The sequence below is a fragment of the Corynebacterium sp. zg-331 genome (genome assembly GCF_014267345.1).
Taxonomy (GTDB): domain Bacteria; phylum Actinomycetota; class Actinomycetes; order Mycobacteriales; family Mycobacteriaceae; genus Corynebacterium.
Map to the genome: position 1 here is coordinate 109,527 of NZ_JACMYD010000004.1, position 14,385 is coordinate 123,911.

Here is a 14,385-nt window from a genome sequence, read left to right on the forward strand (position 1 = left end):
TGACGTGCGAGAAGAAGACTTCGATGATCCCCGCCGCCCGCTGTTGCGCGCGCTGCGTCTGGGAAGCGGCGCCCTGGCCGCGATCACGGTGGTATCGCTGGTCGTGTGGGGGTGGGTCGCAGGCTTGCCCGGGGTCTGGGGAGTGCTCGTCGGTGCAGCGGTGGGGGGAGGCTTCGTGCTTCTGACGGCGGCCAGCGTGTTGATGACCGCGCGTACCTCGCCGCAGACGACCGGGGTGGTGGTGCTCGGCGGCTGGTTGCTCAAGCTCGTGGTGGTGCTGGTGGTGATGTGGGGGATTTCCGGCCTCGATTTCTACGATCGGTGGTCGTTGCTGGTCACCGTGGTAGTGGTGCTGGTGGTGGTGCTGGTCACGGAGACCTGGGGCGTGATGACCTCGCGCGTTACCTATACCAATTCCAGATCCTGAGGCGTTGGGTACCCGGGGCGCGGGGGAGGGGTGAGCGTGTGAGATTCCCTGGGGTGATCGTGCTCATCGGCTGGGGTTGCGCTGAGAAAACGGTCTCGTGGGGGAGGGTAGTGCCGTACGGCACCCGAAAACGGGGGTGAAGCCGGATAAGTGGATCGCCACCGCAGCTGCTAGTATGTAGCGCGGGTAACCCGTCCATCGCTTTTCCTGGCGGCCGCAGGCTGCGTGAGGGGCGAGGATCCTACCCCTGGTTTCGTTCCGTAGACGTGCGACGGAGTCCACGGCGGAGCCAGTGAGCATGTAAGACGTCCATCGCACCGTGGGAGTGTGTCTCCCCACGGCCCGAACACGGGAGAGATCGCTGAGCGTTACAACTTTGGCCTTTAAAGGCGAGTTTCACCCGCCTTCACTGGATCACGAATTCTTCCCGGGGCACGCGAACGACAATGGCGAAGCCGTTAATATGTGGTTTACCGGCTTTGCCAACGATTGGTTCGCCCTAGACCGTCTGATGTTCGTCCGCCTCCTGATGGCGGCTATCGTTGCACTCTTTTTCGTCATAGCCATGCGGAACCCCAAGCTGGTTCCGTCGGGGCTGCAGAACTTCGCGGAGATCTGCCTGGACTTCGTGCGGGTTCACATCGCCGAGGACATCCTGGGCAAAAAGGAGGGGCGTCGCTTCCTTCCCTTCATTGCCACGGTATTCTTCCTCGTCTTTGCGATGAACCTGCCCGCGATCATTCCGGGCCTGAATATCTCGCCCAATGCCCGCATCGGCATGCCGCTGGTGCTGGCCGTCGCGGGATACTTGGTGTTCATCTACGCGGGGGCGAAGCGCTACGGATTTTTCAAGTTTGTGAAGTCCTCCGTGGTGATCCCGAACTTGCCTCCGCTGCTTCACCTGTTGGTGGTGCCGATCGAGTTCTTCTCCACCTTCATCCTGCGTCCGGCCACGCTCACCATTCGTCTCATGGCGAATATGCTGGCCGGTCACATGATTCTTGTTCTGCTGTTCTCCGCCACGAACTTCTTCTTCTTCCAGTTCAATGGGTGGACGGCTATGTCGGCAGTGACCCTCGTTGCCGCCGTCGCGTTTACGCTCTTCGAGCTACTGGTCATCTTCCTGCAGGCGTACATCTTCGCCCTGCTCTCGGCCGTGTACATCGAATTGTCGTTGCACGCAGATGAACACTGATCCTTATCGTCCCGATCAGGGACGGCCCTAAACCCCACACACTCTCGCTCGGCCGCGGAACTGCCGTGGATTCACGTCCCGGGGCCGGGTAATACGAAAGGGAAAGACTACAATGCAAGACATCATCCTTGTTGCCGCTGACGAAGCCACCAAGGCCACCGGTTACGGTGCCATCGGCTACGGTCTGGCCGCCATCGGCCCGGGCATCGGCATCGGCATCCTCGTGGGCAAGGCACTGGAGGGCATGGCCCGTCAGCCGGAGATGGCCGGCCAGCTGCGCACCACGATGTTCCTGGGTATCGCCTTCACCGAGGCCCTCGCCCTCATCGGCCTTGTTGCCGGCTTCATCCTGTAACAAGTCAGCCACGAAACGAAGGGTCCTTTACAGATGACGGACGTATCAAGCGTTCTGGCGGCGGGCGCGGATCGGCCCTTGCCCCTTTCCGAGGGCAATAACCCGATGCTGCCTATGCCGTATGACATCTTCTGGTCCGCCGTGTGCTTCCTTGTTGTCCTGGTGCTTTTCTGGAAGCTCGTTCTTCCTAAGTTCCAGGAGGTCTTGACCGAGCGCGAGGACAGGATCCAAGGTGGAATCCAGCGCGCGGAGGCCGCACAGGCCGAGGCCAAGGCGGCCCTGGAGAAGTACAACGCCCAGCTTTCCGACGCCCGCGCGGAGGCCGCGGAGATCCGCGAGCAGGCTCGCGAGCGCGGCAAGCAGATCGAGGCCGAATTGAAGGCCCAGGCGACGGAGGAGTCCAACCGCATCATCGAGTCCGGCGAGAAGCAGCTTCAGGCCTCCCGCCAGCAGGTGATCACCGAGCTGCGGCAGGAGATGGGGCGCAACTCCATCACCCTGGCCGAGAAGCTTCTCGGCGGTGAGCTGTCCGAGGCCACCAAGCGCTCGGGCACCATCGACTCCTTCCTGGCGGACCTCGATTCCGTTGCCCCGGCAGGAAAGTGAGCGATATGCACGCAGCGAGCCGCAAAGCACTGGCAGAGGTAGCGCAGAGCCTGGACAACCAGATCTCCGGCTCCGTGGTCACGGCGGCGACCCTGGGCGCCGAGCTCTTTGACGCCGTCGAGTTTCTTGACGATCACCGCAGCCTGCGAGTGGCGGTGGCGGAGGCTTCCTCCACCGCGCAGCAGCGTCAGGGCCTGATCACCGAGGTCTTTGAGGGCAAGGTGTCCCCGGCCACGCTGATGGTGCTCAAGGAGGCCGCCGGTGCGCGCTGGTCTACCCCGCGCGAATTCCGCGTCGGCCTGGTGGCCCTGGGCCGCCGTGCACTGCTGCGGGGCGCGGAACTGGAGGGCACGCTGGAGCAGGTGGAGGGCGAGCTCTTTGAGCTCAGCCGCCTGTTGGAGCACCACCCCGAGCTGACGCAGTTGCTGTCGGAGCGCGCCGTGGCGCGCTCCCGGCAGCGGGGTCTGCTGGCGACCGTGCTCTACGGGAAGGTGAGCAAGTACACCGAGGCCCTGGCGCTTCAGGTGATCGGTCGCCCCGAGCGCAATCCCATCGACGACGTTGCGGCACTGGCGGCGGAAGCCGCGTGCCTGCGCGGGCGCACGGTGGCCAAGGTGACCTCGGCGGGACCGCTGAGCGAGAAGCAACGCCAGGCGCTTGCCCAGAAACTGGGTCGCATCTACGGCGCGGAGATGGACGTGTTTACCGAGGTGGATGAGTCCCTCCTCGGCGGCATGACGATCCGGGTGGGAGACGAGCGCATCGACGGCTCGACCGCCGGCAAGATCCGCAGGCTCCGCGCCCAGCTGGCCTAGGACCAGAAGAACATTGACGATTTGCACGATTCAACCGAGAGCAGGAAGAACATGGCGGAGCTGACGATCTCCTCCGATGAGATTCGTAGCGCGATAGCGAACTACACCTCGAGCTTCTCCGCGGAGGCCTCCCGTGAGGAGGTCGGCGTGGTCATTTCCACGGCTGATGGCATTGCCCAGGTTTCGGGTCTGCCTTCCGCGATGACCAACGAGCTGCTTGAGTTCCCCGGCGGCGTGATTGGCGTCGCGCAGAACCTCGAAGCCGATTCCATCGGCGTGGTGGTTCTGGGTAACTTCGAGTCCCTCAAGGAGGGCGACGAGGTCACGAGGACCGGCGAGGTCCTTTCCATCCCGGTCGGCGACGAGTTCCTCGGCCGCGTAATCAACCCCCTGGGTCACCCCATCGACGGCCTCGGCGCGATCAACGCCGAGGAGAACCGCGTGCTGGAGCTGCAGGCGCCTACCGTGTTGCAGCGTCAGCCCGTGGAGGAGCCGATGCAGACCGGCATCAAGGCCATCGATGCCATGACGCCGATCGGCCGCGGTCAGCGCCAGTTGATCATCGGCGACCGCAAGACCGGCAAGACGGCCGTCTGTATCGATACCATCTTGAACCAGAAGGCCAACTGGGAATCCGGCGATAAGAACAAGCAGGTGCGCTGCATCTACGTCGCGGTGGGCCAGAAGGGCTCCACGATCGCCGCGGTGCGCCGCACCCTGGAGGAAAAGGGCGCCCTGGAGTACACTACGATCGTGGCCGCCCCGGCCTCGGACGCCGCTGGTTTCAAGTGGCTGGCTCCCTTCGCGGGTGCCGCCCTGGGCCAGCACTGGATGTACCAGGGCAATCACGTCCTGGTCATCTACGACGATCTGACCAAGCAGGCGGAGGCCTACCGCGCGATCTCCCTGCTGCTGCGTCGTCCCCCGGGACGCGAGGCCTACCCCGGTGACGTGTTCTATCTGCATTCCCGCCTCCTCGAACGCGCGGCCAAGCTGTCGGATGACATGGGCGCGGGTTCGATGACGGCCCTGCCGATCATCGAGACGAAGGCGAATGACGTCTCCGCCTTCATCCCGACGAACGTGATCTCTATTACGGATGGTCAGGTCTTCCTGGAGTCCGATCTGTTCAACCAGGGCGTGCGCCCGGCGATCAACGTGGGTGTGTCCGTATCCCGCGTGGGTGGCGCGGCGCAGACCAAGGGCATGAAGAAGGTTGCCGGCTCGCTGCGCCTGGATCTCGCCGCTTACCGCGATCTGGAGGCCTTTGCCACCTTCGCCTCCGACCTCGACGCCGCGTCCAAGGCGCAGCTTGAGCGCGGACAGCGCCTGGTGGAGCTGCTCAAGCAGCCGGAGAGCTCGCCGCAGCCGGTGGAATACCAGATGGTGTCCATCTGGTTGGCCGGCGAGGGCGTCTTTGACGTGGTTCCGGTGGCCGACGTGCGTCGCTTTGAGGCAGAGCTGCAAGAGTACCTGCACGCCAACGCCCCGCAGGTCTTCGACCAGATCGACGGCGGTGCCGCCCTGAGCGACGAATCCAAGCAGGTCCTGCTCGCCGCCACGGAGGAGTTCACGGCTTCCTTCCGCACCAGCGATGGCACCCCCGTGATCAACGAGCCCGAGGTGGACGCCCTGGATTCTTCCGAGGTGAAGAAGAACCAGCTCAACGTCTCCCGTGCTAAGACGGCGTAAGTAGCGGAGATGATTCCGAATACCATGACCGTCATCAAGCGAGAAGGGAGGAGGGTATTCCATGGCTAATCTTCGAGAACTGCGCGATCGCATCAGGTCGGTTAATTCCACCAAGAAGATCACCAAGGCGCAGGAGCTGATCGCTACCTCGCGCATCACCAAGGCGCAGGGCCGCGTTCAGGCTGCCGCCCCGTATGCGACGGAGATTCAGAGCGTGGTGGAGCGGCTCGCCGCGGCGAGTTCTCTCGATCACCCGATGCTGCGCAAACGCGATAACGACAAGGTAGCGGCCGTCCTCGTGGTCACGTCGGACCGCGGCATGTGCGGTGGGTATAACCACAACGTGCTTAAGAAGGCGGCCGAGTTGACCCGCATGCTGGAGGACAGCGGCTACGAGGTGGTTCGCTTCGTCACCGGCACCAAGGGCATTGGGTATTACGATTTCCGCGGCGAGGCTGTCGCGGGTTCGTGGTCCGGTTTCTCTCAGGACCCGAGCTGGGACGCCACGCACGACGTGCGACAGCACCTCGTGCAGGGATTCCTGGCCGGTTCCGCGGGGACGGCGCATTCCCGCCCGGGGGTGGCCGATGCCCAGGGTTTCGATCAGGTGCACGTGGTGTACACGGAGTTTGTGTCGATGCTGACGCAGACGGCTCGCGCCCACCAGCTGTTGCCCATCGAGCCGGTTTTTGAGGACGTTCCCCTGGAACCGGGCGAGGACCTGCTTTCCACGGCGGGCGTGGCGGAGCCGGATTACGAGTTCGAGCCGGATCCGGACACGTTGCTGGAGGCGCTGCTGCCCAAGTACGTCTCGCGCAGCCTGTTTTCGATCTTCCTCGAAGCCGCCGCCGCGGAATCGGCCTCGCGCCGTACCGCCATGAAGTCTGCCACTGATAACGCCACCGCGTTGGTCAATGACCTTTCCCGTGTGGCCAACCAGGCGCGTCAGGCGCAGATCACCCAGGAAATCACAGAGATCGTCGGTGGCGCTGGTGCGCTCGCCGAAAGCGGAGAAAGTGACTAATTATGAGTACAGCTCTCAGTGAGCACAATGCACAGCAGGCGACCACCGCCGGCCGTGTTGTGCGCGTCATCGGTGCTGTCGTCGACGTGGAGTTTCCGCGCGGCGAACTCCCGGCGCTGTACAACGCGCTGACGGTGGAGGTGACCCTCGAAGCGGTTGCCAAGACCATTACCCTTGAGGTCGCTCAGCACCTGGGCGATAACCTCGTGCGCACCATTTCCATGGCTCCCACCGACGGCCTGATTCGCGGTGCCGAAGTCAAGGACAGCGGTGCCCCCATTTCCGTGCCGGTGGGCGACGTGGTCAAGGGCCACGTCTTTAACGCCCTGGGCGATTGCCTGGATGCGCCGGAGATCAACAACGACGCCGAGGTAGAGCGCTGGGGCATTCACCGCGATCCGCCGCCCTTCGATCAGCTGGAGGGCAAGACCGAGATCCTGGAGACCGGCATCAAGGTCATCGACCTCCTCACCCCGTACGTCAAGGGCGGCAAGATCGGCCTCTTCGGCGGCGCCGGCGTGGGCAAGACGGTGCTCATCCAGGAGATGATTACCCGTATCGCCCGCGAATTCTCCGGTACCTCGGTGTTCGCCGGCGTGGGCGAGCGCACGCGTGAGGGCACCGACCTCTTCCTGGAGATGGAGGAGATGGGGGTGCTGCAGGATACCGCCCTGGTGTTCGGGCAGATGGATGAGCCGCCGGGAGTGCGTATGCGCGTGGCGCTGTCCGGCCTGACCATGGCGGAGTACTTCCGTGACGTGCAGCACCAGGACGTGCTGCTCTTCATCGACAACATCTTCCGTTTCACCCAGGCTGGTTCCGAGGTGTCCACGCTGCTGGGTCGCATGCCCTCCGCCGTGGGTTATCAGCCCACCCTGGCCGATGAGATGGGTGTGCTCCAGGAGCGCATCACCTCCACCAAGGGCAAGTCGATTACCTCGCTGCAGGCCGTGTATGTGCCCGCGGATGACTACACCGACCCCGCCCCGGCCACGACCTTCGCCCACTTGGACGCCACCACGGAGCTCGATCGCTCGATCGCCTCCAAGGGTATTTACCCGGCCGTGAACCCGCTGACCTCCACCTCTCGCATCCTGGAGCCCAGCATCGTGGGCGAGCGCCACTACGAGGTAGCCCAGCGCGTGATCAACATCCTGCAGAAGAACAAGGAGCTGCAGGACATCATCGCCATCCTCGGTATGGACGAGCTGTCCGAGGAAGACAAGATCACGGTGCAGCGTGCTCGTCGCATCCAGCGCTTCCTGGGCCAGAACTTCTTCGTGGCCCAGAAGTTCACCGGCGATCCGGGTTCCTACGTCCCGCTGACCGAGACGATCGACGCCTTCGAGCGCATCTGCAACGGTGAGTTTGACGCCTACCCGGAGCAGGCCTTCAGCAACCTTGGCGGGCTGGACGACGTCGAGGCCGCCTACAAGAAGCTGACCGAGAAGTAGGAGAGTCATGGCTGCCATCACCGTAGAATTGGTCTCCGTGGAGGAGAAGCTGTGGCACGGCGAGGCCACCACCGTCACCGCCGAGACCACCGAGGGTGAGATCGGCGTGCTCCCCGGTCACGAGCCGATGCTTGGCCAGTTGGTCGAAAACGGCGTGGTCACCATTCGTCCCGTGGAGGGAGACCGCCTGGTGGCGGCCGTCCAGGGTGGGTTCTTGTCCGTGTCGGCGCAGAAGGTCATCATCCTGGCCGACTACGCCGTCTGGGCCACCGACGTGGACGTGGCCGCCGCCGAAGCCGACCTGGCCTCGCAGGACGATCTGACGCGAAGCCGCGCCGAGGCCGCACTGAAGGCGCAGCGTCGTCTCGCGCAGGCATAGCCTGCTCTCTTGTCCATACAGGCCCTCCCCGTGGGTTCGCCCGGGGGAGGGCTTTTATGTACAATTTTCCTCAATATTGTGGCCGGATAGCGGGCGAAAAAGAGGTGGGTGCCGCCGTGGGTGTCGTCGCCGTGTGGTTGGTTGTAGCGATGGCCGCTGGCTTCGCGGCGCTGGCGGCCTGGCGCTTCTTCGCCCTGCGTTCCCGCGGCACCACGGTGGTTCTGCGCTTGCTGCCGGCCTCGGGGACCCATGGTTGGCGTCACGGTCTGTTGCGCTACGCCGGGGAGGAGCTGCGTTATTACAAGCTGCGTTCTCTGGCCCCCGTGGCCGACGTCATCTTCGATCGTCAAGCCCTCGTTCTTGCCTCGCACCGCGATCTCAGCGCGCGCGAGGCTTCTTTTATGACCGAGGCCGCCAGGGTCGTGGTGGTCGAACACGGTAAGGAAACCTGGGAGATAGCGGTGGACGCGCGCGCGGAGATGGCGCTGCGGGCCTGGTTGGAGTCGGCTCCGGATGCGCGCCAGGAGCGCCCCAATTACCGGGTGCTCAAGAGCCGCATCACCCATCCGCGGCGTCGCTAGCTCGCTTCGATAGGCTAAACCCATGCGTTTAGTGATCGCCCAGTGCTCGGTGGACTACGTGGGCCGCCTGGAGGCTCACCTGCCCCTGGCGGATCGGCTTCTGTTGGTGAAGGCGGACGGATCGGTGAGCGTCCATGCCGACGATCGCGCCTACAAGCCGCTGAACTGGATGACCCCGCCGTGCACCTTAAGCGATATGCCCATTCAGGGTGAGGACGGGGAGGAGACCGGCGCGCGCCTGTGGGTCGTGGAGAACTCCAAGGGCGAGCAGCTGCGGATTACCATCGAGAAGATCCATCACGAGGCCTCCTTCGACCTGGGCGAGGATCCCGGCCTGGTCAAGGACGGGGTCGAGGCTCATCTGCAGGAACTCCTGGCGGAGCACATCGATACGCTGGGCGAGGGCTATAGCCTCATTCGTCGGGAATACCCCACGGCCATCGGCCCGGTGGACATTTTATGCCGCGATGCCCAGCAGGCCACCGTCGCGGTGGAGATCAAGCGCCGCGGCGGGATCGACGGAGTGGAGCAGCTTAGCCGATATCTGGATCTGCTCAACCGCGATTCCCTCCTGGCCCCCGTGAGCGGAGTCTTTGCGGCTCAAGAGATCAAGCCGCAGGCGCGCACCCTGGCGGAGGACCGGGGTATTCGTTGCGTGGTGCTGGATTACCAGGAGCTGCGTGGGATCGAGAGCGACGAGCTACGGCTTTTCTGATGGCGCGGCGTTCTTCCCGGCGGGTCTCGGCGCGCCGAAACCCGCACCGCCCCTTGGGTGCGGTCTGGGAAACCGCGCGCGTCGAGGGGTACCTGATGCGCCCGATCACGGCGGAGCGCGCCCTCAAGGAGTATCGCTGTCCGGGATGCCACCAGGTGATTCCGGCGCGCATGGCCCACGTGGTGGCCTGGCCGAAGGACGGCGGGCCGCAGGAACGCCGTCACTGGCATCGCTTTTGCTTCGAGCGGTGGCGCTAGGGCGGCTGCGACCCTAGTACAGTGGGCCGCATGGTCGTAGCCTTTTCTGTGGCGCCGACGCAGACCCCCGGACGAGACGCGGAGATGGCCGATGCGGTGGCGCGGGCGGTCGCCGTGGTGCGGGCCTCGGGCCTTCCCAATGAAACCAACGCCATGTTCACGCTGATCGAGGGGGAGTGGGACGAGGTCATGGCGGTGATCAAGGAGGCCTCCGAGGCCGTCCTAGCCGCCTCGCCCAGGGTGTCCCTCGTGCTCAAAGCGGATATTCTCCCTGGGCACAGCAATCAATTGCGCGGCAAGGTGGAATCGGTGGAGAAACGTTTGAAGGGAGAGGAATAGTCGTGACGGCCCCGGATAGGTTTATGTACGGTGCGGTGGATCTCGGGAGGGTCAAGGAAGCGGCCCAGGCGAAGGAGGCCTCCGGCGCGGGGATACCGGCGCTCACCGAGGTTACCGCCGCGAACCTGGAGGAGGCGGTGCTGCAGCGCTCCACCCAGGTGCCGGTGGTGGTGCTGGTGGGCACCGGACGCAGCCCCGAATCCGAAGACCTCAAGGCGGATCTGGCGGCCCTGGCCGAGGAATCGCGGCGGGCCTTCCTCGTCGGATACGTGGACGCTGATCGCGCCCCGGAGGTGGCACAGGTCTTTGGCGTGCAGGTGCTGCCCACGGTGGTGGCCGTGGCCGCCGGGCGTCCGGTGACCTCCTTTGAAGGCGGGCAGCCCCGCCAAGCCCTCCAACAATGGACGGACGCCCTGGTGACCCAGGTGGGAGGGCAGTTGACCGGGTTGGCCGAGGGAGGCGGCGACGACGCGCCGGAGGCGTCCGATGAACACACCGAGTTCGAGGTCGCCGTGGATCTTGCGGCCCGGGGCCACGACGCGCAGGCAGGCGAGATCTTCGAACGGCTTGCGCAGGAGGAACAGAATGATCGAGCCGCCGCCTACTTGGCTCTTTTCCGCAGGTTGGCCGCCAACCGCGCTGCTTGGGAGACCTCGGAGGGCGACGAGGCTACTGTGGCCCTGGCCGACGAGCACGCCTGGGCGGGGCGGCTGGGGGAGGCCTTTGACCTCGTCCTGGGGCTGGTGAGCACGGGGGACAAAGAGCGGGGCAGGAAGCGCCTGCTGGAGCTTCTCCGCCTGTGCGATCCTGCCGATCCCGTCGTCACTGCGGCGCGGACTCGCCTGGCCAGCGCCCTGTTCTAGGAGACGGGGTGCGGGGGCAACCAAACCCGGCCCCGCCCGTGAGACAACTTATGCCAAAATGGTGGGCGTGACTACGCAACTCCAGGACTTGTTGATTGATTTCCGGGACGTATCGGTGATCCGGGGCGGCACGACCATTCTCGGCCCGGTGACCTGGCGCGTGGCCCCGGGCGAGCGCTGGGTGATCGTGGGCCCCAACGGCGCGGGAAAGACCACACTGGTCACTATCGCCTCCGCCGGGGGATACCCCTCCCGAGGGCGCGTCGAGATCCTGGGGGAGCGGCTGGGGCGCACGGATCTGCGCGATCTACGCGCCGCCATCGGTATCTCCTCCTCGGCGCTGGCCCACCGCATCCCGACGGAGGAGCGGGTGGGTGACCTGGTGGTCTCGGCCGGCTACGCGGTGCTGGGCCGCTGGCGCGAGCGCTACGAGGACCAGGACTTCGACCGGGCCCACGAGATCCTGGAACAGGTGGGAGCCATGCACCTCACCGAGCGTCGCTGGGGCACCCTGTCCGAAGGGGAGCGCAAGAGGGTACTCCTGGCCCGCGCGCTGATGATTGACCCGGAGATCCTCATCCTGGACGAGCCCACCGCCGCCATGGATCTGGGCGGGCGCGAGGACCTGGTGGCGTATCTCAGCGACCTGGCCGAGGATCCCGCTTCCCCGGCCACGGTGATGATTACCCACCACGTCGAGGAGATCCCCCGGGGCTTTACCCACGCCATGCTCCTCGACGAGGGCGCGGTGGTGTCCCAAGGCCCCATCGAGGAGGTGCTCACCAGCGAGAATCTCACGCGGGCCTTCCATCAGCCCATCGAGCTCACGGAGGCAGACGGCCGGTACTTTGCGCGCAGGACGCGTCGGGGTGGTACTCACCGTCACGCCTGAGCAAGCGCGAAAGAGGCGAGCATGGATGAACCGGCGCTGCTGTCCGCCACGGTGCTCCTGGTCCGCGACGGCACCCAGGGCCTGGAGGTGTGGATGCAGGAGCGGGTGTCCACCATGCCGGACTATCCGGGGATGACGGTTTTTCCCGGCGGCCGGGTGGATGCGCGAGATCGAGGCGAGGTGAGCCGGGCCTGGTCCGGGGGTTCGGTGGAGAATACCGCGCGGGTTCTGGGCACAGATACTCACACCGCGCGCGGGCTCGTTTTCGCCGCCGTGCGCGAGCTCTTCGAGGAGACCGGCACCCTCCTGGCGGTTCACCGCAACGGAGCCACGGTGGGGGATGCCGCACCCTATCATGCTGAGCGCCTGGCCCTAGAGTCGCACCGGTTGTCGCTGACGGAGATGCTTGCCGCCAACGATCTGCGTGTTCACGCGGATCTGCTGCGCCCCTGGGCGCACTGGGTGGGCACCTCGGAGAAAGGGAGGGTCTTTGATACTTATTCTTTTCTCGCGGTGCACCCGGTGGGCCAGGAGCCCGACGGTGCCTCCTCCGAGGCGGACTCTGCGGGGTGGTTTGCCCCCCGCTTGCTTCTTGAGGGGTGGCGCCACGGCCTGGTGCGGTTGGTGATTCCCACCTGGGCGCAGCTGACCAGGCTGTCTCGGTGCGCCACCGTGGCCGAGGCGGTGGCGGAGGCGGAGGCCTCGGACATGACCCCTGTGGTGGGTGCGCCCCGGCACGATCCCCAGTATCACGAGTTTTATGCCACCCCCTTTCACGAGCGAATCTAAACACCGATGTCTTTTTCCCTTTCCGACGTGGAGTTCCTGCACGGCCACCGTGAGCAGATCGACGCTCTTTCCGCCCAGGTGGGCCTGACCAAGGCCACGGCGCTCACCGATGCCCGCCGCGCCCGCGAGCTGTTGGGCGATCGCGGGCGCGGCGCCTTAGAACTCATCCAGGCTCGGCGCGCCGGGGTCGGAAAGTTTCCCGGTTCCTGGTTGGCGGATCACGACGCGGCCCAGCAGGCCACGCCCGCCCCCGTGGCGATGCAACGGGCGCGTCGTATAGCGCGTCACGGCTCGGTAGTGCACGACGTCACCTGCTCCATCGGCACGGAGGCCCCCGCCTTTCAGCGCGAGGGCCTCACCTACCTGGGCTCCGACGTGGACGCGGCCCGGGCGCGTATGGCCGCCCATAATCTGCCCGGAACCCTCATCGCGCGTGCCGATGCCCTGTGTCCCGCCAGCAGCGCGGAGGTCATCGTCGCCGATCCGGCGCGGCGGGCGGGGGGACGCCGGATCAGCGACCCCGCCCGGCTGCTGCCGCCCCTGCCGAGCCTGATCGATGCTTATCGGGGGCGGCACCTGGCGGTAAAGTGCGCGCCGGGCATTGACTACTCCGCGTGGCCGGGTTTGGCCAGCGTGGTGAGCGTGGCCGGGGCGGTCAAAGAAGCCTGTCTGTACAGCCCCGGACTGGCGGAGGGGACCCGGCGCGAGGCGGTGATGGTGGGGCCGTGGGGGACAGATCGGCTGGATGACCTGCTGCCGGATGCCGTCTCTGCGGATGCCCCCGGACGCTATATCCTCGATCCGGACGGGGCGGTGGTGCGCGCCGGATTAGTCCGACACTACGCGGTTCGCGAAGGGCTGTGGATGCTCGACGAGCGCATCGCCTATCTCACCGGCGATCGCCTGCCGGCGGGCCGCAGCGGATTTATGTTCAGGGAAATGGTGCCGCTTAAAAGAGCGCGCGCGGCCCTGAAAAAACACGACGCGGGCGCGGTGGAGATCCTGGTTCGAGGCCTGGATATAGACCCGGACGTGCTGCGAAAGCAGTGGAAGCTCAAGGGCACGGCCTCGATGGCGGTGGTGTGTACCCGGATCGGTCGACAGGCCGTGGCCTTGCTTTGCGGACCCCGGATAAGTGAGGCTTGACTACACTGGCAGCAGCCATCCAGTGAACAAGTCAGGCAAGGAAGAGAGGGGATTGCGATGCCCGCCATCGTGGTGCTGGTAAAGAGCGTGCCGGATACCTGGTCGGAAAAGACCCTGGAACCGGATTACACCATCGATCGCGTCCAAGCGGATACCGTTATTGATGAGATTAACGAATATGCCGTGGAACAGGCGCTGCGCCTGCGCGAGGCCCATCCGGAGTCCGGGTACCGGGTGATCGCGCTGGGCGTGGGGCCGGAATCCGCCGACGCGGCGCTGCGCAAGGCCATCGCCATGGGGGCCGACGATGCGGTGCACGTGGTGGACCCGGCGCTGGCCGGTTCGGATGTTCTGGGCACCACCTGGGCTTTGACCAATGCCCTGAACACCATCGAGGACGTGGCGCTGGTGGTGGCCGGCGATTCCTCCTCCGACGGAGCCAGCGGCGCGTTGCCGGGGATCGTGGCGGAATACCGCCAGGTTCCGGCCCTCACCTATCTGCGCGAGGTACACCTGGAGGACAACGCGGTGGTGGGTGTGCGCGAGGATCACCGAGGAACCTGGGAATTGCGCGCCGGGCTTCCCGCCGTGGTTTCGATAACGGATAAGGCGGACAAGCCGCGCTTTGCCAACTTCAAGGGCATCATGGCGGCGAAGAAACACCAGATCACCACCCTGGACCTGGCCGCCATCGGGGTCGCCCCGGAGCAGGTGGGCTTGGCGCACGCTGCCACCGCGGTTACCGGGGCGACCCAGCGCCCGCCGCGGGCGGCGGGGCGCACGGTGCGCGGCGAGGAGGCCGCGGCCGAGGTAGCACAGTTCCTGGCCGATGAGAACCTGCTCTAACTCGACCTTT

The 14,385-nt window shown here is 65.5% G+C and carries 18 protein-coding genes; all 18 read left to right on the top strand.

The genetic code is table 11. The features are described 5' to 3' along the window. Positions 1 to 4 precede the first annotated feature (4 nt). The 18 genes from H7347_RS06375 to H7347_RS06460 all read left to right on the top strand — a co-directional run bounded on the left by H7347_RS06375 (position 5) and on the right by H7347_RS06460 (position 14,375). Complete coding sequence (locus H7347_RS06375; RefSeq protein ID WP_186337339.1) at positions 5 to 427, top strand: hypothetical protein; 423 nt, start codon at positions 5 to 7, stop codon at positions 425 to 427. 376 nt (positions 428 to 803) lie between these two features. Then, positions 804 to 1,622, top strand: a complete 819-nt coding sequence (gene atpB / locus H7347_RS06380) for a F0F1 ATP synthase subunit A (RefSeq protein ID WP_152822410.1) — start codon at positions 804 to 806, stop codon at positions 1,620 to 1,622. A 112-nt stretch (positions 1,623 to 1,734) separates the two neighbouring features. Beyond that, the gene (locus tag H7347_RS06385; RefSeq protein ID WP_018118678.1) at positions 1,735 to 1,977 is read left to right on the top strand and encodes an ATP synthase F0 subunit C; all 243 of its coding nucleotides are present in this window, start codon (positions 1,735 to 1,737) and stop codon (positions 1,975 to 1,977) included. Between the two features lie 33 nt (positions 1,978 to 2,010). Continuing rightward, complete coding sequence (locus H7347_RS06390; protein WP_152822413.1) at positions 2,011 to 2,583, top strand: F0F1 ATP synthase subunit B; 573 nt, start codon at positions 2,011 to 2,013, stop codon at positions 2,581 to 2,583. Positions 2,584 to 2,588: 5 nt separating this feature from the next. After that, complete coding sequence (locus H7347_RS06395) at positions 2,589 to 3,398, top strand: F0F1 ATP synthase subunit delta (protein WP_152822416.1); 810 nt, start codon at positions 2,589 to 2,591, stop codon at positions 3,396 to 3,398. Positions 3,399 to 3,449: 51 nt separating this feature from the next. Continuing rightward, complete coding sequence (gene atpA, locus H7347_RS06400) at positions 3,450 to 5,090, top strand: F0F1 ATP synthase subunit alpha (RefSeq protein ID WP_152822419.1); 1,641 nt, start codon at positions 3,450 to 3,452, stop codon at positions 5,088 to 5,090. A gap of 61 nt (positions 5,091 to 5,151) precedes the next feature. After that, a complete protein-coding gene (locus H7347_RS06405) occupies positions 5,152 to 6,114 on the top strand; it encodes a F0F1 ATP synthase subunit gamma (protein ID WP_152822422.1) in 963 nt (320 codons plus the stop codon). Between the two features lie 2 nt (positions 6,115 to 6,116). Next, positions 6,117 to 7,568, top strand: coding sequence for a F0F1 ATP synthase subunit beta (atpD, locus tag H7347_RS06410; RefSeq protein ID WP_152822424.1), 1,452 nt, complete (start codon positions 6,117 to 6,119; stop codon positions 7,566 to 7,568). A 7-nt stretch (positions 7,569 to 7,575) separates the two neighbouring features. Next, on the top strand, positions 7,576 to 7,947 hold the full coding sequence (locus H7347_RS06415) for a F0F1 ATP synthase subunit epsilon (RefSeq protein ID WP_152822427.1): 372 nt from the start codon (positions 7,576 to 7,578) through the stop codon (positions 7,945 to 7,947). 116 nt (positions 7,948 to 8,063) lie between these two features. Beyond that, on the top strand, positions 8,064 to 8,528 hold the full coding sequence (locus tag H7347_RS06420) for a DUF2550 domain-containing protein (RefSeq protein WP_186337326.1): 465 nt from the start codon (positions 8,064 to 8,066) through the stop codon (positions 8,526 to 8,528). Between the two features lie 22 nt (positions 8,529 to 8,550). Then, complete coding sequence (nucS, locus tag H7347_RS06425; RefSeq protein ID WP_152822433.1) at positions 8,551 to 9,243, top strand: endonuclease NucS; 693 nt, start codon at positions 8,551 to 8,553, stop codon at positions 9,241 to 9,243. A gap of 95 nt (positions 9,244 to 9,338) precedes the next feature. Then, entirely contained in the window at positions 9,339 to 9,500 is a 162-nt protein-coding gene (locus H7347_RS06430) for a hypothetical protein (protein WP_186337327.1), read from the top strand. A gap of 30 nt (positions 9,501 to 9,530) precedes the next feature. Continuing rightward, a complete protein-coding gene (locus H7347_RS06435; RefSeq protein WP_152822437.1) occupies positions 9,531 to 9,839 on the top strand; it encodes a thiamine-binding protein in 309 nt (102 codons plus the stop codon). Positions 9,840 to 9,841: 2 nt separating this feature from the next. Continuing rightward, entirely contained in the window at positions 9,842 to 10,702 is an 861-nt protein-coding gene (locus H7347_RS06440; protein WP_370513928.1) for a tetratricopeptide repeat protein, read from the top strand. A 58-nt stretch (positions 10,703 to 10,760) separates the two neighbouring features. Continuing rightward, positions 10,761 to 11,594, top strand: coding sequence for an ABC transporter ATP-binding protein (locus tag H7347_RS06445; RefSeq protein ID WP_152822440.1), 834 nt, complete (start codon positions 10,761 to 10,763; stop codon positions 11,592 to 11,594). 21 nt (positions 11,595 to 11,615) lie between these two features. Continuing rightward, entirely contained in the window at positions 11,616 to 12,383 is a 768-nt protein-coding gene (locus H7347_RS06450; protein ID WP_152822443.1) for an NUDIX domain-containing protein, read from the top strand. A 6-nt stretch (positions 12,384 to 12,389) separates the two neighbouring features. Beyond that, positions 12,390 to 13,529 carry an SAM-dependent methyltransferase gene (locus H7347_RS06455; protein ID WP_152822446.1) on the top strand — a complete coding sequence of 380 codons (1,140 nt, stop codon included), beginning with the start codon at positions 12,390 to 12,392 and terminating at the stop codon, positions 13,527 to 13,529. Between the two features lie 57 nt (positions 13,530 to 13,586). After that, positions 13,587 to 14,375, top strand: coding sequence for an electron transfer flavoprotein subunit beta/FixA family protein (locus H7347_RS06460; protein ID WP_152822449.1), 789 nt, complete (start codon positions 13,587 to 13,589; stop codon positions 14,373 to 14,375). Positions 14,376 to 14,385: the final 10 nt, after the last annotated feature.